General features: G+C 40.4%; 19 protein-coding genes and 1 pseudogene. 14 read left to right on the top strand and 6 right to left on the bottom strand.

Annotated features, from left to right (window positions below):
• The first annotated feature begins 24 nt into the window (after positions 1-24).
• Positions 25-615, top strand: a complete 591-nt coding sequence (ribA, locus tag CDW55_RS06785) for a GTP cyclohydrolase II (RefSeq protein WP_088469006.1) — start codon at positions 25-27, stop codon at positions 613-615.
• Between the two features lie 150 nt (positions 616-765).
• On the opposite strand, the gene CDW55_RS06790 is transcribed toward ribA, so the two are convergent.
• Complete coding sequence (locus tag CDW55_RS06790; RefSeq protein ID WP_088469007.1) at positions 766-1,452, bottom strand: MarR family winged helix-turn-helix transcriptional regulator; 687 nt, start codon at positions 1,450-1,452, stop codon at positions 766-768.
• Positions 1,453-1,844: 392 nt separating this feature from the next.
• On the opposite strand from CDW55_RS06790, the gene CDW55_RS06795 reads away from it, so the two are divergent.
• Positions 1,845-2,879 carry an acyl-CoA reductase gene (locus CDW55_RS06795; protein ID WP_088469008.1) on the top strand — a complete coding sequence of 345 codons (1,035 nt, stop codon included), beginning with the start codon at positions 1,845-1,847 and terminating at the stop codon, positions 2,877-2,879.
• Positions 2,880-2,994: 115 nt separating this feature from the next.
• On the opposite strand, the gene CDW55_RS06800 is transcribed toward CDW55_RS06795, so the two are convergent.
• Complete coding sequence (locus tag CDW55_RS06800) at positions 2,995-3,309, bottom strand: DUF4286 family protein (protein WP_088469534.1); 315 nt, start codon at positions 3,307-3,309, stop codon at positions 2,995-2,997.
• 150 nt (positions 3,310-3,459) lie between these two features.
• Here CDW55_RS06800 and gyrA point away from each other — a divergent pair, with 150 nt between their 5' ends.
• The 9 genes and pseudogenes from gyrA to CDW55_RS06840 form a co-directional block, all read left to right on the top strand.
• Positions 3,460-6,126: a DNA gyrase subunit A gene (gene gyrA, locus CDW55_RS06805; RefSeq protein ID WP_088469009.1), complete on the top strand. Its 2,667-nt coding sequence runs from the start codon at positions 3,460-3,462 to the stop codon at positions 6,124-6,126.
• Between the two features lie 30 nt (positions 6,127-6,156).
• Positions 6,157-7,548: a tetratricopeptide repeat protein gene (locus CDW55_RS06810; protein WP_088469010.1), complete on the top strand. Its 1,392-nt coding sequence runs from the start codon at positions 6,157-6,159 to the stop codon at positions 7,546-7,548.
• 169 nt (positions 7,549-7,717) lie between these two features.
• Positions 7,718-9,490 carry an aminopeptidase P family protein gene (locus CDW55_RS06815; RefSeq protein ID WP_088469011.1) on the top strand — a complete coding sequence of 591 codons (1,773 nt, stop codon included), beginning with the start codon at positions 7,718-7,720 and terminating at the stop codon, positions 9,488-9,490.
• Between the two features lie 256 nt (positions 9,491-9,746).
• The gene (gene mnmE, locus CDW55_RS06820; protein WP_088469012.1) at positions 9,747-11,129 is read left to right on the top strand and encodes a tRNA uridine-5-carboxymethylaminomethyl(34) synthesis GTPase MnmE; all 1,383 of its coding nucleotides are present in this window, start codon (positions 9,747-9,749) and stop codon (positions 11,127-11,129) included.
• 127 nt (positions 11,130-11,256) lie between these two features.
• Positions 11,257-11,667, top strand: coding sequence for an Rrf2 family transcriptional regulator (locus CDW55_RS06825; RefSeq protein ID WP_088469013.1), 411 nt, complete (start codon positions 11,257-11,259; stop codon positions 11,665-11,667).
• A gap of 54 nt (positions 11,668-11,721) precedes the next feature.
• Positions 11,722-12,369, top strand: coding sequence for an NAD(P)-dependent oxidoreductase (locus tag CDW55_RS06830; protein ID WP_088469014.1), 648 nt, complete (start codon positions 11,722-11,724; stop codon positions 12,367-12,369).
• An 18-nt stretch (positions 12,370-12,387) separates the two neighbouring features.
• Entirely contained in the window at positions 12,388-13,335 is a 948-nt protein-coding gene (locus tag CDW55_RS06835; RefSeq protein ID WP_088469015.1) for an aldo/keto reductase, read from the top strand.
• 105 nt (positions 13,336-13,440) lie between these two features.
• Positions 13,441-13,698, top strand: coding sequence for a hypothetical protein (locus CDW55_RS12410; protein ID WP_143332932.1), 258 nt, complete (start codon positions 13,441-13,443; stop codon positions 13,696-13,698).
• 39 nt (positions 13,699-13,737) lie between these two features.
• Positions 13,738-13,941, top strand: a pseudogene (locus tag CDW55_RS06840) (YetF domain-containing protein); the annotation flags it as partial.
• 286 nt (positions 13,942-14,227) lie between these two features.
• Here CDW55_RS06840 and uraH read toward each other — a convergent pair.
• From uraH to CDW55_RS06860, 4 genes are all read right to left on the bottom strand, one after another.
• The gene (uraH, locus tag CDW55_RS06845) at positions 14,228-14,635 is read right to left on the bottom strand and encodes a hydroxyisourate hydrolase (protein ID WP_088469017.1); all 408 of its coding nucleotides are present in this window, start codon (positions 14,633-14,635) and stop codon (positions 14,228-14,230) included.
• A gap of 17 nt (positions 14,636-14,652) precedes the next feature.
• Positions 14,653-15,144, bottom strand: coding sequence for a heme-binding protein (locus CDW55_RS06850; protein WP_228399616.1), 492 nt, complete (start codon positions 15,142-15,144; stop codon positions 14,653-14,655).
• Between the two features lie 94 nt (positions 15,145-15,238).
• A complete protein-coding gene (locus tag CDW55_RS06855; RefSeq protein ID WP_228399617.1) occupies positions 15,239-15,889 on the bottom strand; it encodes a Crp/Fnr family transcriptional regulator in 651 nt (216 codons plus the stop codon).
• Positions 15,889-16,086, bottom strand: a complete 198-nt coding sequence (locus CDW55_RS06860) for a hypothetical protein (protein ID WP_228399618.1) — start codon at positions 16,084-16,086, stop codon at positions 15,889-15,891. Before CDW55_RS06860 ends, CDW55_RS06855 begins: the two co-directional genes overlap by 1 nt.
• A 304-nt stretch (positions 16,087-16,390) precedes the next feature.
• Between CDW55_RS06860 and CDW55_RS06865 the strand changes: the two genes are divergently transcribed.
• The 3 genes from CDW55_RS06865 to CDW55_RS06875 are packed head-to-tail and all read left to right on the top strand — an operon-like array spanning position 16,391 to position 18,857.
• Positions 16,391-17,302 carry a universal stress protein gene (locus CDW55_RS06865; protein ID WP_088469019.1) on the top strand — a complete coding sequence of 304 codons (912 nt, stop codon included), beginning with the start codon at positions 16,391-16,393 and terminating at the stop codon, positions 17,300-17,302.
• 14 nt (positions 17,303-17,316) lie between these two features.
• Complete coding sequence (locus CDW55_RS06870) at positions 17,317-17,751, top strand: GNAT family N-acetyltransferase (protein WP_088469020.1); 435 nt, start codon at positions 17,317-17,319, stop codon at positions 17,749-17,751.
• Between the two features lie 5 nt (positions 17,752-17,756).
• On the top strand, positions 17,757-18,857 hold the full coding sequence (locus CDW55_RS06875; RefSeq protein ID WP_088469021.1) for an alanine racemase: 1,101 nt from the start codon (positions 17,757-17,759) through the stop codon (positions 18,855-18,857).
• Positions 18,858-18,922: the final 65 nt, after the last annotated feature.

Raw genomic sequence — 18,922 nt, forward strand, 5'->3', positions numbered from 1 at the left:
CTATAATTTTTAAAAAAGAATATTATGATACAGATTCAGGCACAATCTAGCATTCCTACAGATTTTGGAAATTTTACAGTGTATGCTTTTTCGGAGCATAAAGAAGACTGGAGTCCGCATTTGGTATGGGTAGCAGAAAATACAGATTTTAATCGTACCGTAAACGTACGTTTTCATTCAGAATGTATTACGGGAGAAGTTTTTCATTCAAAGAAATGCGAATGTGGACAACAGTTAACCGAATCCATGAAATTTGTTTCAGAACATGGCGGAATGATCATTTATCTCCGTCAGGAAGGCAGGAATATCGGGATTATCAATAAACTTAAAGCGTATTCGCTGCAGGAGAAGGGTTATGATACCGTTGAAGCTAACCTGATGCTGGGATTGCCCGCTGACGGAAGAAATTTTGATGTAGCGATTGAAATACTGAAACTACTGAACGTAAAAGAAATAAATTTACTTACCAATAATCCTGAAAAAATTAAATCTCTGAACAAAAGCGGCATTAAACTGAGTAACAGGCTTCCCATGGAGATACAACCTAATGAAGTGAACAGAAGCTATCTCAGTAAAAAACGAAATTACTTTGGTCATCTGCTGGAAAAAGTTTAATTAATTCCCGGAATGTTCAGTGCTTACTTCAATATTAGGAAAAGCAATGTTTCAGAAATAAAAAAAAATAACTGCAGACTCAGCCTGCAGTTATTTTTTTTTTACCTCTATCGGTGAGGTAGTACATCGGATTGCGAAACCCTTAAGCCATCAGTTTGAACTGATTTTATTCATTTCCCTGCTGCTGTGAAGGTGTTCGTAGGCTTCATTGAGCAGGTTTTTGGAGTCTATATTTTTTTCGTAAATCGGTAAATGAAAATGATTAAGTTTTTTCAAAAGCCTGATTAATTCCATCTTTTCGTTGGCGGTTAAATTTCCCGATACAATGTCTGTAGCCATCCTGATTTTATCCATCTGCATTTCTAAGGCGCTGATGCCGCTTTGGGTAATGGAAATCACTTTCTGTCTTTTGTCTTTTAGCGAATCTTTTTGGGTTACCCAATTCTGTTCGATTAACCTGTTGATGATCTGCATCCCGACCGGTTTTTCATGTACATTTTTTTTAATTAAATCCATTTTCGACATTTCGCCAAACGCTTTCAGATTGATGAGATAGATGAAATCCTCCTGGGTAGAGAAACTCGAACCGAAAATGGCTGATTTAGAATAGCTTTTGGCGTAACGGTTCAGGTGAACAAGCAGCGTGTTAATCACACTTTCCGGGCTGCGTCCTTTTTCCTTTCCAATCCAGCCGGGCAATTCTTCGTTCTTTGCCACGGTATTGCTGGCAGCCAACCAATCCCTAAAAGCATGCATAGAAACATCTTCATTATTGTCGTTTTCAGCTTCAAATTCTTCTACCAGATCTATAATATCCTTAATCAACTGATATTTCATAAATTTAAATTTAGGAAACAAATGTACTAAATTTATTTAAAATTTAAGTTTCTTCAATAAAATTTAGTATTAAAGGTTTAAAAATATACTAAAAAATATAATTTCAGTCATGTTCATCTTTTTTAGTTCTTAAGATTTAATTTGAAGCGAAATATGCGGCCCGTTATTTTATTACGGTTGCTTCGGCCTGAAATAAGGAAAAAACTAAGCTAAGGTATTTTATCAAATAAAGTTTTACAAATACTATCTTTGCACGAGATATTTACAGGCTTAGTGTATGCCAGAGAAATATTGCGATTAACGGTTTGATAAAACGTGTAGAGGTGAAAATTTGAAAGTCATCCATAAATTATCATATCCCAATTTATTAAAAAATCCAGAATTTAAATAGGATGAGCAGAGAGAGTAAAATTTCAGGACTTTGTGAATTAGGCCTGTATATCAAGAATTTCAGAGTAAAAAAAGAAGACGATTATAACGGCGATGATGAAAAATTTGCTGCTTTGTTAAGAAAATCCGAAATCGAAAATCCATGGTTTACAATTGAAAATCAAAAGTTTGCTTTGAACCAATGGGCAGATTTATTAAATGAGGGAAACCTGAACGAATGGCTTTCGCATTATAAAGCTCCACTCGTTCCAAAAAGAGTTGGCTTAATCCTGGCCGGAAACATTCCCATGGTGGGTTTTCATGATGTGATTTCGGTGGTTTTAAGCAATCACATTCCGGTTATTAAACTCTCATCTAAGGATAAGCGGATGCTGCCTTTTTTAATGGATAAATGGAATGAATTTTCAAACGGAAATGTGCCGTATGAAATAGTGGAAAGACTCGAGAGTTTTGATGCTGTAATTGCCACAGGAAGCAACAATACCGCTCGATATCTGGAGTATTATTTTAAAGACAGCCTGAGTATCATCAGAAAGAACAGAACGTCGGTAGCTGTGCTGAAAGGTGATGAAACTGATGAGGAATTACAGCTTCTGGCAGAAGATATTTTCCGTTATTATGGCTTGGGATGCAGGAATGTTACGAGACTTTTTATTCCAGATGATTTCGTGATTGACAGGATTTTTGAAAATTTCCTGAATTTTAAAGAAATCATTAATCATAATAAATACGCCAATAATTACGAATATAACCGGGCGGTTTATCTGTTGAACCAGGAGAACTTCTGGGACAATAATTTCGTCATGCTGAAAGAGGATGAAGCACTATTTTCGCCGCTTTCGGTTATTAATTTCTCCCGATATTCAACTCTTGACGATGTTCGTGATTTTATTGCAGTCAACGAAGAAAATATTCAGGCTGTGGTGGCAAAACCGGAATTGGGATTCGACAGTATTGGTTTGGGCGAAGCACAGAATCCAGGTCTGGATACTTATGCAGATCACGTAGATACAATGAAATTTCTGGAGGTTATTTAGTTACCAGCTGAAATAGAATTTGCTTGAAATAAAGACTTATGAATAATTATAGTAGAGTGTTCTAAGTATCAATTACTCATAATTGCTTTAACTATATTTTTTTGTTATCCTGTTGTTAAAATCTGTTTTTCTTCTGGTTTAGAAAAGTTTCAAAAATCATAACTTCCTGCCCGAATTTTGCCTCAATACGTTCGGTGATATTTTTAAATTCGATATCAATAAATTCCTGACGTTTTTCTATGTCATCAAATATCAACAGAAGGTTTGTGTTTTTGCCTTCGCTGATCATATCACTTTCTACTTCAGAGAGTATATATTTTTCAACATCCATAAGGTTTTCAACCATATTTTCCAGATCGGTTTTTATGTACTCATCCCATGATGCTACAAGATCGGCGGGCGTGTGAAAGGTAAGGCTCAGAATGCTCATTGCTTTTAAGTTTTTTTTAAGTTTTGTTGATAAATTTATAGCGCAAAAATCGCTAAATTTTTCGTAAATTAGCACGTTCTTAAAATTAGAAAGAAAAGAATGATCACGCATTAACATAAGTGCTTGATTTTCATTTTATTAAAAAATATTATGCATAAAGAAGGAGAAAGGTTAATTCCTATCAACATTGTTGATGAAATGAAATCCTCTTATATCGATTATTCGATGTCGGTAATTGTTTCCAGAGCTTTACCCGATGTAAGAGATGGCTTAAAGCCGGTTCACAGAAGAGTTTTATACGGAATGTACAATCTGAATGTTTTTTCGAACAGAAAACATTTGAAATCTGCAAGAATTGTCGGTGATGTTCTTGGTAAATATCACCCGCATGGCGATTCCTCTGTTTATGATGCAATGGTGCGTATGGCCCAGCCATGGAGTCTGCGTTATCCGCAGATTGATGGGCAGGGTAACTTCGGCTCGATGGACGGGGATCCGCCGGCAGCAATGCGTTATACCGAGGCAAGACTCAAAAAAATTGCGGACGATGTTTTGGCTGATCTCGACAAAGAAACCGTAGATTTCCAGAATAACTTTGATGATTCATTGACGGAGCCTTCCGTAATGCCTACTAAAATCCCGAATCTTCTGGTTAACGGTGCGTCAGGTATCGCTGTAGGTATGGCGACCAATATGGCGCCCCATAACCTTTCAGAGAGTATTGATGCAATTGTTGCCTATATCGATAATAACGAAATTACGATTGATGAGCTCATGAAGCACATCATCGCTCCGGATTTCCCTACCGGCGGAATTATTTATGGTTACGACGGCGTTCGCGATGCCTTCCATACCGGAAAAGGCCGCATCGTTCTTCGTGCGAAAGTAAATTTCGAAGAAATTGGAAACCGAAATGCTATTATTGTAACCGAAGTTCCTTACCAAGTCAACAAGGCAGAAATGATTGCTAGAACTGCTGAACTGGTAAAAGAAGAAAAGATTCCGGGAATCTACGAAATCCGTGATGAGTCCGACAGACAGGGGCTTAGAATCGTTTACGAACTTAAAAATGATGCAATTCCGAACGTAGTTCTGAATATGCTATATAAATATACTTCCCTTCAGACCTCTTTCAGTGTCAATAATATTGCGCTGGTAAAAGGACGGCCGGAGCAGCTTAACCTGAAAAGCATCATTTATCATTTTGTAGATCACCGTCACGAAATCGTGATCAGAAGAACCGAATACGAGCTTAGAAAAGCAAGAGAACGTGCTCATATTCTTGAAGGTTTCATGAAGGTAATCGGCACCCAGGATGATCTGGATAAAGCGATTGCAATAATTCGTCACAGCGCGAATCCTGCTGAAGCGAAAGAAGGTTTGATGAAAGAATTCGATCTTTCAGAAATTCAGGCACAGGCCATTCTGGATCTCAGACTGGCGAGGTTAACCGGAATGGAACTCGACAAGATCCGTGCAGAGTATGAAGAAATCATGAATTTGATTAAAGATTACGAAGACATTCTTGCAAACGAGTCCAGAAGATTCGAAATTATTAAAGCTGAACTTCTTGAAATGAAAGAGAAGTACGGCGACGAGAGACGTTCAGAAATCGATTATTCAGGCGGCGAAATGTCGATTGAAGACTTAATTCCGGACGAAAAAGTTGTTCTTACGATTTCGCACGCGGGTTATATCAAAAGAACTTCGCTTTCAGAATATAAAATCCAGAGCCGTGGCGGCGTAGGAAACCGCGCAGCAACCACAAGAGACGAAGATTTCCTCGAATATATTGTGGCTGCTACCAATCACCAGTACATGCTTTTCTTCACCGAAAAAGGAAAATGTTTCTGGCTCAGGGTTTTCGAAATTCCTGAAGGTTCCAAAACAGCGAAAGGAAGAGCAGTTCAGAACTTAATTAATATTGAACCCGACGATAAAATTAAAGCATACATCAGAACAAACGATCTGAAAGATACAGATTATGTGAACCAGATGAATGTGGTGATGATTACCAAGAACGGAACCATCAAGAAAACTTCCCTCGAGGCTTATTCAAGACCGAGAACCAATGGGGTAAACGCGATCGAAATACGTGATAACGACCAGTTATTAGGGGCAAGATTAACGAATGGTAATTCCGAAATTATGATTGCGACCAAAAACGGAAAATGTATCCGTTTCCCTGAAGAAAAAGCCAGAGCAGTAGGCCGTGGATCGATTGGTGTACGTGGTATTTCGCTTGAAGATAACGACGAAGTTATTGGCATGATTGTAGTAAATGATGTGCAGAATGAGACTGTTTTGGTCGTTTCAGAAAAAGGCTACGGTAAACGTACCGCGGTAGAAGATTACCGTGTTACCAACCGTGGCGGAAAAGGGGTAATTACCTTGAATATCACCGAGAAAACAGGTAATCTGATCGCCATTCAGAATGTAACTGACGAAGACGGATTGATGATCATCAACAAATCTGGAGTAGCCATAAGAATGGGTATGGATGAAATGCGCGTAATGGGAAGAAACACCCAGGGCGTGAAGGTTATCAACCTCAAAAATAACGATTCTATTGCTGCCATAGCAAAAGTGGAAATGGATAAAGATGTGGAAGAAGAAGAGGAAAATACTGAGGAACCGCTTCCGGGTGCTGTAGAATCTGCACTTCCGGAGTTCAGCGACGTGCCTCAGACCGGTGACAACGCCATCAGCAATATGGGCGATGAAGCTTACCTGAAGAAAATTGAAGAAGAAGAGGAAAAAGAAAATAACAGGATAGCGAAAGAAAAAGAAGAGGGAACTACCGATGATGAAAACTAACAGTAAACCAATTTTTTTAAAATTAATATAATGAAAAAAATATTTTTCAGCATTGCATTAGTTTCTGCAACTGTTGCATTTGCACAAAAAAAGGAAATCGCTGCGGCAGTGAAAGCCATTGACGCCGGCGATGTTGCGGCTACCAACTCGCAGATTGCTGCAGCCGAAGCAGTAATGGGTGGTAAAACCTATTTGGTAGAGCCTGCTGTTCTGGAGCAGTATTATTATGCAAAAGGTTTGGCGCTTTTAAAATCAGGTAAAAACGCAGAAGGTGCAGCTTACCTCGCGAAAATGAGCGAACTTGGTAAAGAAAAAATATATACCGGTAAAGACAGCAGCAAAAACAAAGTGTATTATGTGGGTAAAGCAGCCGCAGATCAGTCAGGAATTCCGGGACTGAAAGAAGATACTTACCTTCCTGTCTTAACAGGCAAGATTGGCAACACCATTAACCCACTTATTGAAGCTGCCAATAAAACCGCGATGAATGCTTATACATCAAAAAATTATGCTGCAGCAGCACCAAAATTCAGAGAGGTTTATGATCTCTTGAAAGCAGGCGGGCAGGATAACAAACAGTATCTGTATTACTCGGGGCTAAATTATGCGCTTGCTGATAAAAAGAATGAAGCAATCGAGGTTTATAATGAACTCATCAACTCCGGATATACAGGTGTTTCAACCACATATTTTGCTAAGAATAAAAAATCAGGTGAAGTAGAGCCGTTGGACAAAGTAACCTGGGATCTTAACAAAAAGATGGGAGCAACTTCAGAATATTCCGATTTTACCAGCGAAACTTCTACAAGTATCGAAAAAGAGCTGTACGAAACCAATGCAGCACTGATGGTAGATGCTGAAAAATATGATGACGCTTTAGCACTCATTGAGAAAGGATTGAAAAAATTCCCGTCAAATTCCAAGCTTACAGAACTTCAGGGAACTGCTTATTACAAATCCGGTAAGATGGATCAGTTTATTGCAAACCTGAAAGTGCAGACCGAAAAAAATCCTTCAGATGCCAATAACTGGTACAACCTGGGAGTTCTTCAGAGCAAGGATCCTGCAACAGAGGCAGAAGCAGTGAAGTCGTACAAAAAAGCGATAGAGTTGAAGCCGGATTTCGCTCAGGCGTGGCAAAACCTTACCTATGTTACTATGGGTGACGATGCCAAAGCGATTGAAGATTACAATGCAGCTAAAAAAGCAGGAAAAACAGAAGCTGCCAACAAGATTATCGAAGCAAGAAGAGCAAGACTTGCCGCAGCGCTTCCATACGCTGAAAAATGGTATGAAAGTGACCAGCAGAATATCGACGCTGTTTCTTTGCTGAAAGGATTATATATGTCTAACAAAAAAGAAGCAAAATACCAGGAATTTAAAGCCAAAGAAGCTGCAATGCAGGCTGCAGGCAAAAAATAATACTCAAGCAGTTTCTAACTGATGATGGATGCACCGAAATATTCGGTGCATTTTTTATATTGAAATATCAGTTTTCTAAATTCATTTCCCTCGATTTAAAAGAAAATTTAAGAAATATGGGTTTCTGAATCCTCAATTTCTTCGTAAATTCACACCAAATTTTAAAATTATGACCTCATCAGAAAAAATATCGGCATTACGCCAAAAAATGCAGGAAAATCAAATCGACGCATTTATCGTTTATTCCGCAGATCCACACATGAGCGAGTACCTCCCGGAGGAGTGGCAGGAACGCAGCTGGCTTTCAGGATTTACAGGTTCAGCAGGTTTTGTGGTAATTACTGCGGATAAAGCAGGTTTATGGACTGATGGAAGGTATTTTGTTCAGGCACCGAAAGAACTTCAGGGTTCCGGAATTGATCTGATGAAGGAAGGTGAAGAAGAAACGCCACACTATATCGACTGGATTATCGCTGAAATTCCTCAGAACGGCAGCGTTGCAGTAAATGCTCTGGCAACTTCCAACTCAAATTGGGAAATACTTCAGGAAAAGCTTTCCGCGAAAAATATTACTTTAAAAGACCAGCCATTGCTGAAAGAAATCTGGACCGACAGGAATCTCAGCGCTAAGAAAAACCCAATATTTGTTCATCCGGTAGAAAGAGCCGGAAAATCGGTCGCAGAAAAGCTCGCAGATATCCGCCAGAAAATGGAAGGCCTCGGCGCTTCAGTTCATATTATTTCCAGTCTTGATGATGTTGCGTGGACTTTAAACTTAAGAGGAAGCGATGTACAGTCGAATCCTGTGTTTTTAGGATATATCATTCTGACTAAAAATGAAGCTAAACTCTTCGTGGATCTTGAAAAACTGGAAGTAGAAGCCAGAAAACAGATGGATGAATCTTTGGTGAAAATGATGCCTTACGAAGAATTCTTCACCGAACTTCAGAACATTAAAAATGAAACAGTCCTTATTTCACCCAACAGCAACCAGTCGATTTTTGAAGCCTTAAAAGCCGAAAATCAGTTTATCAAAGCCCCCGTTCCCGGCAATCTGATGAAAGCAGTGAAAAACGCGGCAGAACTCGAAGGTTTCCGTACGGTAATGCAGCGCGATGGCGTAGCGATGGTGAAATTCCTTTACTGGCTTACCCATCAGGCGGGTAAAGAAGAAATGACTGAATATTCCATCGGTGAAAAACTGAGAGGCTTCCGTGCTGAAGGCAAAAACTTCGTGGGCGAAAGTTTCGGCAGCATCGTAGGTTATATCGAAAATGGTGCGATCATGCACTATTCGGCTCCTAAAGAGGGCAGCAAAACGGTGACCAATGATTCTTCAATCCTTGTAGATTCAGGAGGCCAGTACCTCGAGGGAACAACCGATATCACAAGAACTTTGGCTTTAGGAGCGGTATCTGATGAATTCAAACACAACTGTACTTTGGCGTTAAAAGGGATGATTCAGCTTTCTATGGTGAAGTTTCCGAAAGGCACGCGCGGCGTTCAGCTGGATGCGTTTGCAAGACTTGCACTCTGGAACGAAGCCAAAGATTACAACCATGGAACCGGCCACGGTGTGGGAAGTTTCATGAACGTACACGAAGGTCCGCAAAACATCCGCAAAGACATGAATTTCCAGGAACTGATTCCGGGAATGGTGCTTTCCAATGAGCCTGGTTTTTACTGGGAAAATCATTACGGAATCCGTCACGAAAATCTTATCGCAGTAAAGGAAAGTCAGACCACTCAATTCGGTACTTTCTATGAATTTGAGACCTTAACGATCTGTCCGTTCGACAGAAATGTGATTGCAACATCCTTGCTTACGCAGCCTGAAAAAGACTGGCTTAACAGCTACCACGAATGGTGCAGGGTAAAACTTGAAAATGATCTGGAAGGTGAGGTGAAAGAATGGTTCCTCGAGCAGGTAAAACCGCTTTAAAACCTCTTAATTATAAGATAAAGTGCAGTTTTCTGCACTTTTTTTATGCGTTTCAGTCACAAATTATTTGAAAGAATAGATAGGGGTCTGTATAAACAAAATACACTTTTTCTTAGCCCCGATGGGAGCGGCATCCTTTTTATAGAGCCGGATTTGCTGCTGCATAAAAAGATAAAGCGGACAGCGGGACGGGTCTCCGAATAAAGCCCGAAACCTCTTGCTCCTGAAAACAGGAATTATTCCGTAATTTTGCAACATGTACAACGACACAATTTGTGCTTTAGCCACAGCCAACGGAATGGGTGCGCTCGGCATCATCCGCCTTTCGGGTGATGATGCAGTGGGCATCGTGAACAAAGTTTTTGAAGGGAAGAACCTCGAAAAAGCCAAATCTCACACGGTTCATTACGGTTTCATCAAAGACAGCGATGAAACGGTGGATGAAGTAATGGTTTCTGTATTTCTGGCACCCAAAACCTTTACCACAGAAAATTCTGTGGAAATTTCATTCCACGGCTCGCCTTATATCGGCAAGAAAATCCTGGAAGTTCTGCTTAAAAACGGCGCAAGAATGGCCAAAGCCGGTGAGTTTACGATGCGTGCTTTTATGAACGGACGTATCGACCTGTCGCAGGCCGAATCCATTGCCGACCTTATCGCTTCAGAAAATGAAGCTTCCAGAAAAGTGGCGCTTAATCAACTGAAAGGAGGAATTACAAATGAAATATCAGTCCTCAGAACCGATCTGCTGAATTTTGTTTCCTTAATTGAACTGGAACTCGATTTCGCCGAAGAAGATGTGGAGTTTGCCGACAGAACGGCTTTAACCCAACTTCTCCATAAAATTGAAGACAAACTGAATGCCCTCATCGAAAGTTTTCAGTACGGAAACGCAGTAAAAAATGGAGTAGCAGTAGCCATCCTCGGGAAACCGAACGCGGGCAAATCTACCCTTCTAAATGCGCTTCTAAAAGAAGAACGGGCGATTGTGAGCGATATTGCCGGAACCACGCGCGATACGATTGAAGAAGTGATCCATATCAAAGGGAATGCCTTCCGGCTTATTGATACCGCAGGTTTACGCGAAACTACCGATGAAATCGAAAAAATTGGGGTTGTGAAAGCGAAAGAAAAATCGGACAAAGCGGATGTCCTTATTTATCTGATCGATGTGGCTTCACAAGATATTTCTGAAGATGTGGCAATGCTGAAGGAACTTTTGCGGGAAGATCTGGAAACTATCATCTGTTTTACGAAGATAGATGAACATTTGGATACAAAACATTCACTTTTTGGAGATATCAAGCTTCTTACGGGGAATGAAAACCTCAAAACACTTACTGTTTCAGCCAAAAAAAACCTAAATCTGGATGAACTCAAGAATCTCCTCACACACTTCGTTGACAATCTGAAGACCGATGAAAATGTTGTTATCACCAACCAGCGCCATTACGAAGCTTTACAGAAATCCCTCAATGCTGTAAAAGCAGTGGAAGAAGCTGTAAATGCGAAAATTACTACTGAACTTCTCGCGTATGAACTCCGAAACGCCCTGGAATACCTCGGCGAAATTTCCGGAGAATTTACCAACGACGAAGTATTGGGGAATATTTTTTCTAAGTTTTGTATCGGAAAGTAAAGGCATTTCAATATTCTTAAAATGATTTAATGAGGCTTTTTCCTTCGATATTTAATTGCCAATGTTTTTATGAAAATTTAACTGTAACATTTTTGGTTACAATTAAAAAGAGCTGTATCTTTGCACCATGAACAACACCAGATTTGCTACCGTGATTCATATTCTTACCCTGCTGGCGAAATATCCCGGCCAGTGGCTGAGCTCTGAGTGGATTGCCGAAAGCATTACCATAAATCCCGTGATTGTCCGAAAAGAGCTTGCTGTTTTGCATCAAATGGGCTGGATTGTGAGTAAAAAAGGCAAAGAAGGCGGAACGATGCTTAACATCTCAAGCACTAAAATTTCAATGGCAGATATTTTTAATGCTGTGAAAAATTCAAATGTGCTCGGAAAGAAAAATACCTGTAACGACACCAAATGTGTTGTAGGGAAAGAAATAAATAAAGAACTGGAAAAACTCTTCGAAGAAACCGACCGAATTGTTACCGAATCCCTCAGTAATAAAACCTTGCAGGAATTTGTAGACCAGTTTCAGTAAAAAAATTTACATAGTAATGTAACAAAAAATGTTACATTTTAAAAATAGTACCATATGAAAATAGCGATTATCGGAGCCACCGGATTTGTGGGTTCCAAATTAGTGAAAGAAGCTGCCGACAGAGGCCTGCAGGTAACTGCCATTGCAAGAAATGCTGAGAAAACTGAACCCGGAAACATAATCAAAGTGTCAGTGGATGTAAACAATGTGGATGAACTTTCGGAAGTACTGATAGGTCACGATACAGTCATCAGCGCATACAACGCAGGATGGACTAATCCTAATATTTACGAAGATTTTCTTGCAGGTTCCAGGGCCATTCAGGAGGCTTCAAAAAGAGCCGGAGTAAAAAGGCTGATTGTAATTGGCGGAGCAGGAAGTCTATATACCGCAGAAAACCAGCAGTTAGTAGATACAGAAGGCTTTCCGGACGAGATTAAGCCCGGAGCATTGGCTGCAAGGGATTATCTGAATATTCTGAAAGAAGAAAAAGAGCTCGACTGGGCATTTTTCAGTCCGGCAATCGAAATGCATCCTGGCATTACCACCGGAAAAACCGGGAAATACCGCTTGGGTAAAGATCATCCTGTTGTTGATGAAAACAACGTATCAAAACTTTCAGCAGAAGATGTGGCCGTAGTTCTTATTGACGAAGCCCAGCATCCGAAACATCATCACCAGAGATTTACCGCAGCATATTAATTAAAAACGAAAAGAAAAATGAAAAAAATAAGAATTGGCGAAAACATTCATGGAGTAGCACCTTTCAGTTTAGGCGGAAATGTTTTCGGATGGACCCTCGACGAAGAAAAATCTTTTGAAATACTTGATGCTTATGTAGAAGCCGGCTATAATTTTATCGACACCGCCGATATGTATTCTTACTGGATCAACGGCGGCGGAGGTGGAGAATCAGAAACCATCATCGGCAAATGGATGAAAGCCAGAGGTAACCGCGACAAAATCATCATTGCTACGAAAGTTGGCGGCGAGACCGGCGAGCATGGAATCGACGCCAGCCGAAATCACATCCTGGAAACCGTGGAAAAATCGCTCAAAAGACTTCAAACGGACTATATCGATCTTTATTATCTACATTTTGATGATGGTACAACACCTGTAGAAGAAACTTTAAGCGCTTTTGACGAACTAGTAAAATCGGGAAAGGTAAAAGAGATTGGGGTTTCCAATATTTCACCGGAACGTCTTAAAGAATCTTTGGAGTTTTCTGATAAAAACAATCTGGCAAAATATCAGGCGTTGCAGCCGCTGTATAATCTGGTGGAAAGAAAGGGTTACGAAACCGATTTCGCTCCGATTGTTGCAGAACACGGACTTACGGTTTTCCCGTATTATGCGTTAGCCTCAGGATTTTTAACCGGAAAATACAGATCAGAGAATGACTTTAGCAAAAGTCCGCGTGGACAGGGTGCTGCAAAATATCTCAACGAACAGGGTCTGAATATTTTAAAAGCTTTAGACCAAATCGCAGCAAAACATCACAGTGTTCCGGCTGCTGTTGCCCTGGCATGGTTATCTGCCCAGCCCAATATCGGCGGACCCATTGCCAGCGCCACTTCCAAAGAACAGTTAACTGAAATTCTCTCAAGTTCATCCCTGAATTTAGATTCAGCCGATTTCGAACTGCTCGATAAAGTGAGCCAATAATTTCAGAATTTATAATTCCTTAATCCCCGGGAAATATTCCGGGGATTTTTGCATCGCGTTCCGTGGGTATAAAAATTGCAGACCATTGTTTCAAAATAAATTATTATGGAATTTTTCATCTCAGACTGGGGCAAAATTTTCATGCCGGAAATGCCTGTTTTCAGAAACCGCTCTGCGGGGATTTCTTCTTTATTTCTTCATCCTGTTTGTATTGAGAATTCTGCCATGCAGAACTACTGGCGAACTCGGGGCGATGGATTTGGTTTTTATTCTTCTTCTTACCGAGGCAGCCTCACATTCACTCGACGATTTTACGAGTGTGGGAGACGGGATCATCATGCTGTTGGTTTTTATTGGATGTAATTACGGAATCAATCAGCTGAGCTATCATTTTCCGTTGTTCAGAAAATATTTGAACATGAGCCTGTGCAGATCATCAAAAACGGAAAATTACTCTACCGCAATATGCGTAAGGAACTCCTGACAAAAGATGAACTGATGACAAATCTCCGTGAAAACGGAATAGAAAACCTCAGCGACGTAAAGAAAGCCTTTGTAGAAAGTGAAGGCAATATTTCGTTTGTAAAATTTAAGGATAAAGAATAAATAGAATACTGTTTTCCCTGACGCGAAATATTGAGCGTTTATCCGTTTGCTTGTTTTTACTGAACCTGTGGTTTCTGAGAAAGTTTAGAGCCGGCAGAAATAACAAATTCTCGAACGGTCGGTATCTGTTACTTCCATACATTTCTGTCACGCAACTTCGGATTAGAATCATCAGCATCTTGGGCCCGTAAGTATGGGAATTATTAAATTTTTATTTCGAAGATCCTACGGAAAAACTCCGGAAGCAGAGATTCCGGAGTTATGATTTTTTATTAATTCGAGAGATTTAGTTTCCTCTGTAGGTGGAGTAGCCGTAGGCAGAAAGGGTAATGGGAACGTGGTAATGACTGCTGTCTTTAATCTGGAAAACCACTTCGATAAACGGGTAAAAACTTTCGGTATTGTTCTTTCTGAAGTAGTCGCTCGTGTAATACGTAAGCTTGTAGATTCCCCGGTTTTGGTTTTCATTACTCAAAAAATCCGTTATCCTGCCGTTGTGGTCGGTCACCTTTTCATCCACAAAGGACCATACTTTGGTGCCCTCATTGTATTTTTCCAGTTTAATGGTGACGCCTGCCGCAGGCATTCCTTTGGAGACATCCAGAATGTGACTGGAGAGCTGATAGGTCTTGTTCTGTGCAAAAGTAAGTGCAGACAGCATGACGAACAGGAGTGCAAAAATTGTTTTTTTCATTTTTTATATTTTAATTGTTATTTTTTGGTCGTAATTCCAAGTTCCGATAACTCTGCCGCTCTCCCCAACAGATCATCATTTTCGGGACTGCCGCCACCTGCAACGCCTACACTGCCGATGATTTCACCTTTAAACCATATCGGCATGCCGCCGCTCAGCAAAAGCAGTTCGGGCAGGGTATTCAGATTCTCCGTATCGGGATTCCCTGCGGCATTTCTTAACAGAACGAGGGTGGAAGTTTTGGTCGATAAAGCGGTGAATGCTTTCCTGCGTGCAGCTTCCGTATTGTGTGGACCTACACCGTCGCCACGCAAAAGTAAAACCACAGATCCCGAAGCATCCAGCACGGCAATGGAAACTTTTTTATCCATTGATTTCGCTTTTAAGGTTACACGGTTGGCCACTTCTACTGCAGCATCTGAGGTGAGAGTGGGTGCATACTTCACCATCTGCTCGGCCGGTAATTTTTTACTGAGGGGATTTTGCTGTGCAAAATATAGCGCTGACATCAGTATGCAGCTTAAAATTTTCAATTTCATCACGATTTATTTCTGCAAAATTAGGAGGTAAAAAAGATAAAAACGTTGATCTGGGACAACGTTTTTACCATTTCGATTTTATGCGGCTTAGGGTAGAGGGCGACAGGCCAAGGTAAGAAGCCGCCATTTTATTGGAAATGCGGGTAAGGAGGTGGGGCTGGTGTTCCATAATCCATTTTACTTTCTGCAGGGCATCAAAACCCTGGAAGCCATAGATGCGTTTCTGCGCGGTGATGAATCCCAACTCCAGAATTTCGGTATATATTTTTGCAAACTGGGGAATGGTTTGGGTAAGGTGATAAAAATCTGTCCGGGAAATCGCAAGAAGTTCAGATTTTTCTATGGTCTGCAGGTATTCTTCTGCCGGGCGCTGGTCAATAAAACTCGGTAAAGCGGTTGCGAAGTTCTCTTCAAAAGCAAAATACCTTGAACTTTCATTTCCATCGCGGTTTACGGTGAAGAGGCGAATGCAGCCTTTGTTGATAAAATAATAATGTCTGCAGACCTGATCCGGATTCAGGAGAATTTCATTTTTCCGCGTATAGACCGGTTTAAAACAAGACAGGATGGCCTGAAGGGCATCGGCACCAATGTCTGTCTTTGTCCTCATGAATTTTTCAAGTTTAGCGTACATCATTCTGCAGTTTAGGGCTTCATTGTTATTTTCAGATGAAGTGGGTGGTTGCGTCGGCACGAAGTTAAACAAATATGTCATCACAGCCATTCTCCAAATCTTCTGATATACCAGTTTTTTACCACTTGAGTTAAAAGACAGTAACCCACAAGAATTCCGATGAGCCACGGGAAGTACGCAAAGGGCAGCGGCTGCATTTTCAGCATGGGAGCGACAGGAGTGAAGGGTAGGACCACCGCAACGAGCATAATCAGTGAAGTAACTGCGGTAACCGCCACTTGCCCAACTTTGGATGAAAGGGATTTTTCTGGTTCTGATCATAGGCACAATCAGGGTTGTGGGTGATTCGTAATAAAATAGTGGGAGTGGAGAGTGGCGCAGTTGGAAACTGAATTGCCCGTGATGTATATGGTCAAAAAACATAGTACAGAAAATGCTCAATTCCAGTTCTCTCGATGAAATTTCAGTAGATTAAAGGCATAATACAGGATCCTGACGCCCTTTGCCCTAAGATATACCACGACCAAAACAGTTCTTACCATTCTTTCTCTGTGGTATCATTTATCTTTGCAAAGTAAAATAATGAAGATGACGAATGAAATTAAGAATATTGTGATTCCTATAGACTTCACAAAAAATAATGTAAACTTTCTGAAGGCTGCAATGGCTATTGCGAAAAGGCATTCAGCAAATATTTATTTAATCAATGTTATAAAGTCCGGTTTGTTGGGTACAGGTACTGCAGGCAGCGGCAAGTTTTATTATCATGGAAATGCGCTGCTGGATAACTCAGAAAATCTACTGGCTCAGGTAAAAAATAAACTGGAAAATGGTGGTTGTAAACATGTAGAAACCTACGCCACAGTGGGTTCGGTTGCGCAAAGTGTCACCGAATATGCCTCTGAAAAGTCTGCAGACCTTATTGTTTTTGGAGTAGATTATCCAAAGAAACGTCCGGGATTTATCAGTTACAACGCATACGAGATTATTACAAATACTTTTGTTCCTGTAATTTCGGTTCCGTACAGCTGTACGAAACACGAATTCCAGCACATGCTGTATCCTGTAAGGGATACCGAAGGCGTACTTTCTAAATTACAGTCTGTTTTACCTATTGCAAAGCGTAATAAATCAAAAATCAGTCTTCTAGGCATCGCTACCGGTAAAATAAACAATTCCTTACTGTCGGTTAATAATACCATAAAATTTCTGAAAGTAAAACTTGCACGACAGAACGTAGAATATGCCCTGCGGGACGTATTAATTGATGAAAATGCGGAAGACCGGATTCTTCAGGCCTGTAAAAGCTGCGATGCGGATCTGGTTGCGGTAAATGTTACAACCGAAAAACCACTGGCAAAGATCTTTCAAAATAATTTTACCGAAAATGTTATCTATAAATCTCATATACCGGTATTATTTTACCGAAAGAAAAAACCTGAAGATGCCCTGATACAATATGTTACGATTCCTTATCCTATGTTCCCGGTTTAACTTAAAAATACACAATGCAAATTATAAAATTTTCAAACACCCTTATCCCACAGTCCTACAGAAATGAAATCGCTTTGTTTCTGGAGGAGCATCTACAGCAGTACGGCGATTCTTATGAGGATATTTCGCTGGCTCTGGATTATGTTTCAGATACGTCAGGGAGCAAAGGCGGGTATCTTCTGGTGGCACAGCACGATGATGTGGTCACCGGTGCGGTGGTCGTCAACAAAACCGCAATGTCGGGATATATTCCCGAGAATATTCTGGTTTATATTGCTACCCATCATGAGTACCGGGGAATGGGCATTGGCAAAATGCTGATGGAAGAAGTGGTAAACCTTTGCGAAGGAAGTATCGCCCTGCACTGTGAACCGGATAATCCGGCGAGGAAACTTTACGAAAAATTGGGCTTCACTTCAAAATATCTGGAAATGAGACTTGTAAAGTAAGATAAATGTCGATTGTAACATTAAATAGAGATAAACTTATACAAAATTTCAATTTTCTGCAGAAACTTTTTTCGGAAAACAATATCGAATGGAGTGTTGTCACAAAGGTGCTTTGCGGGAATGAAAGCTTCCTGAAAGAAGTGTTGTCGCTGCCTATCGACGAATTCTGTGATTCCAGAATATCCAACCTTGAAAAAATTAAGGTGCTTTCTCCAAATTCACAGACCGTTTATATAAAACCTGTTCCTTTAACTTTTGTTGAGGATATTCTAAGCTATGCTGACGTAAGCTTTAATACGGAAATCAATACGCTCAAGCTAATATCGCAGAAAGCGGTTTCGATTAATACCGTACATAAAACCGTGATTATGATCGAGATGGGCGAGTTGCGCGAAGGTGTGGTGAGGGAGCGTCTGCTGGATTTTTTTGCTAAGGTAAAAGATCTTCCGAGTATTAAAATTGTCGGAATTGGCACAAATTTAACGTGTATGAATGGCGTGCTCCCAGATTACGGAAAAATGAAAGAACTGTACGAATGCCGGAACGAGGTTGAACAGATGTTCGGGATAGACATTCCTTATATCTCCGGGGGTGCCTCAGTGGCTATCCCGCTTATTATGAGCGGGGAAATGCCGGAGTATATCAACCATTTCCGGGTGGGCGAAACGTTGTTTTTTGGAACCAATGTTTATGATCATTCTGATATTGAAGGAATGTGCCAGGATGTATTTAAACTTCATGCTGAAATTATTGAAATTAAAGAAAAACCCAATATTCCGGAAGGTAAGTTAGGTTATAACCTTACCGGTGAAAAGAAGGATTTCAGCGTTGAGCCGAAAAATTCCACCAGCAAACGGGCTATTATTGATGTAGGGCTTCTTGAAATGAATCTTAAGGATTTGAAGCCCATAGATGAATCCCTGAAAATTGTAGGCGGCAGTTCGGATATGCTGGTGCTGGATATTGAAGATGCCCACCGGAATTATAAGGTGGGGGATTTTATAACGTTCAATATCAATTATATGGGTTTGCTGAGTCTGATGAATTCCGACTATGTAGAAAAGAAAACCGTAAAAACCGGTCGTGAGCAATTAAATCCTGCCTAAATCCAATAAAAACATCTCCGATCTTCATATTTTTTCATCATATTAAATAAATCATCACACGGTAG

The organism is Chryseobacterium sp. VAUSW3 (genome assembly GCF_002205795.1).
Classification (GTDB): Bacteria; Bacteroidota; Bacteroidia; order Flavobacteriales; family Weeksellaceae; genus Kaistella; species Kaistella yananensis.

Bases quoted from the DNA above. Each gene is read 5' to 3' on its own strand.
- ribA (WP_088469006.1), top strand. From the start codon at position 25: ATGATACAGATTCAGGCACAATCTAGCATTCCTACAGATTTTGGAAAT.
- CDW55_RS06790 (WP_088469007.1), bottom strand. From the start codon at position 1,452: ATGAAATATCAGTTGATTAAGGATATTATAGATCTGGTAGAAGAATTT.
- CDW55_RS06795 (WP_088469008.1), top strand. From the start codon at position 1,845: ATGAGCAGAGAGAGTAAAATTTCAGGACTTTGTGAATTAGGCCTGTAT.
- CDW55_RS06800 (WP_088469534.1), bottom strand. From the start codon at position 3,309: ATGAGCATTCTGAGCCTTACCTTTCACACGCCCGCCGATCTTGTAGCA.
- gyrA (WP_088469009.1), top strand. From the start codon at position 3,460: ATGCATAAAGAAGGAGAAAGGTTAATTCCTATCAACATTGTTGATGAA.
- CDW55_RS06810 (WP_088469010.1), top strand. From the start codon at position 6,157: ATGAAAAAAATATTTTTCAGCATTGCATTAGTTTCTGCAACTGTTGCA.
- CDW55_RS06815 (WP_088469011.1), top strand. From the start codon at position 7,718: ATGACCTCATCAGAAAAAATATCGGCATTACGCCAAAAAATGCAGGAA.
- mnmE (WP_088469012.1), top strand. From the start codon at position 9,747: ATGTACAACGACACAATTTGTGCTTTAGCCACAGCCAACGGAATGGGT.
- CDW55_RS06825 (WP_088469013.1), top strand. From the start codon at position 11,257: ATGAACAACACCAGATTTGCTACCGTGATTCATATTCTTACCCTGCTG.
- CDW55_RS06830 (WP_088469014.1), top strand. From the start codon at position 11,722: ATGAAAATAGCGATTATCGGAGCCACCGGATTTGTGGGTTCCAAATTA.
- CDW55_RS06835 (WP_088469015.1), top strand. From the start codon at position 12,388: ATGAAAAAAATAAGAATTGGCGAAAACATTCATGGAGTAGCACCTTTC.
- CDW55_RS12410 (WP_143332932.1), top strand. From the start codon at position 13,441: ATGGAATTTTTCATCTCAGACTGGGGCAAAATTTTCATGCCGGAAATG.
- uraH (WP_088469017.1), bottom strand. From the start codon at position 14,635: ATGAAAAAAACAATTTTTGCACTCCTGTTCGTCATGCTGTCTGCACTT.
- CDW55_RS06850 (WP_228399616.1), bottom strand. From the start codon at position 15,144: ATGTCAGCGCTATATTTTGCACAGCAAAATCCCCTCAGTAAAAAATTA.
- CDW55_RS06855 (WP_228399617.1), bottom strand. From the start codon at position 15,889: ATGACATATTTGTTTAACTTCGTGCCGACGCAACCACCCACTTCATCT.
- CDW55_RS06865 (WP_088469019.1), top strand. From the start codon at position 16,391: ATGAAGATGACGAATGAAATTAAGAATATTGTGATTCCTATAGACTTC.
- CDW55_RS06870 (WP_088469020.1), top strand. From the start codon at position 17,317: ATGCAAATTATAAAATTTTCAAACACCCTTATCCCACAGTCCTACAGA.
- CDW55_RS06875 (WP_088469021.1), top strand. From the start codon at position 17,757: ATGTCGATTGTAACATTAAATAGAGATAAACTTATACAAAATTTCAAT.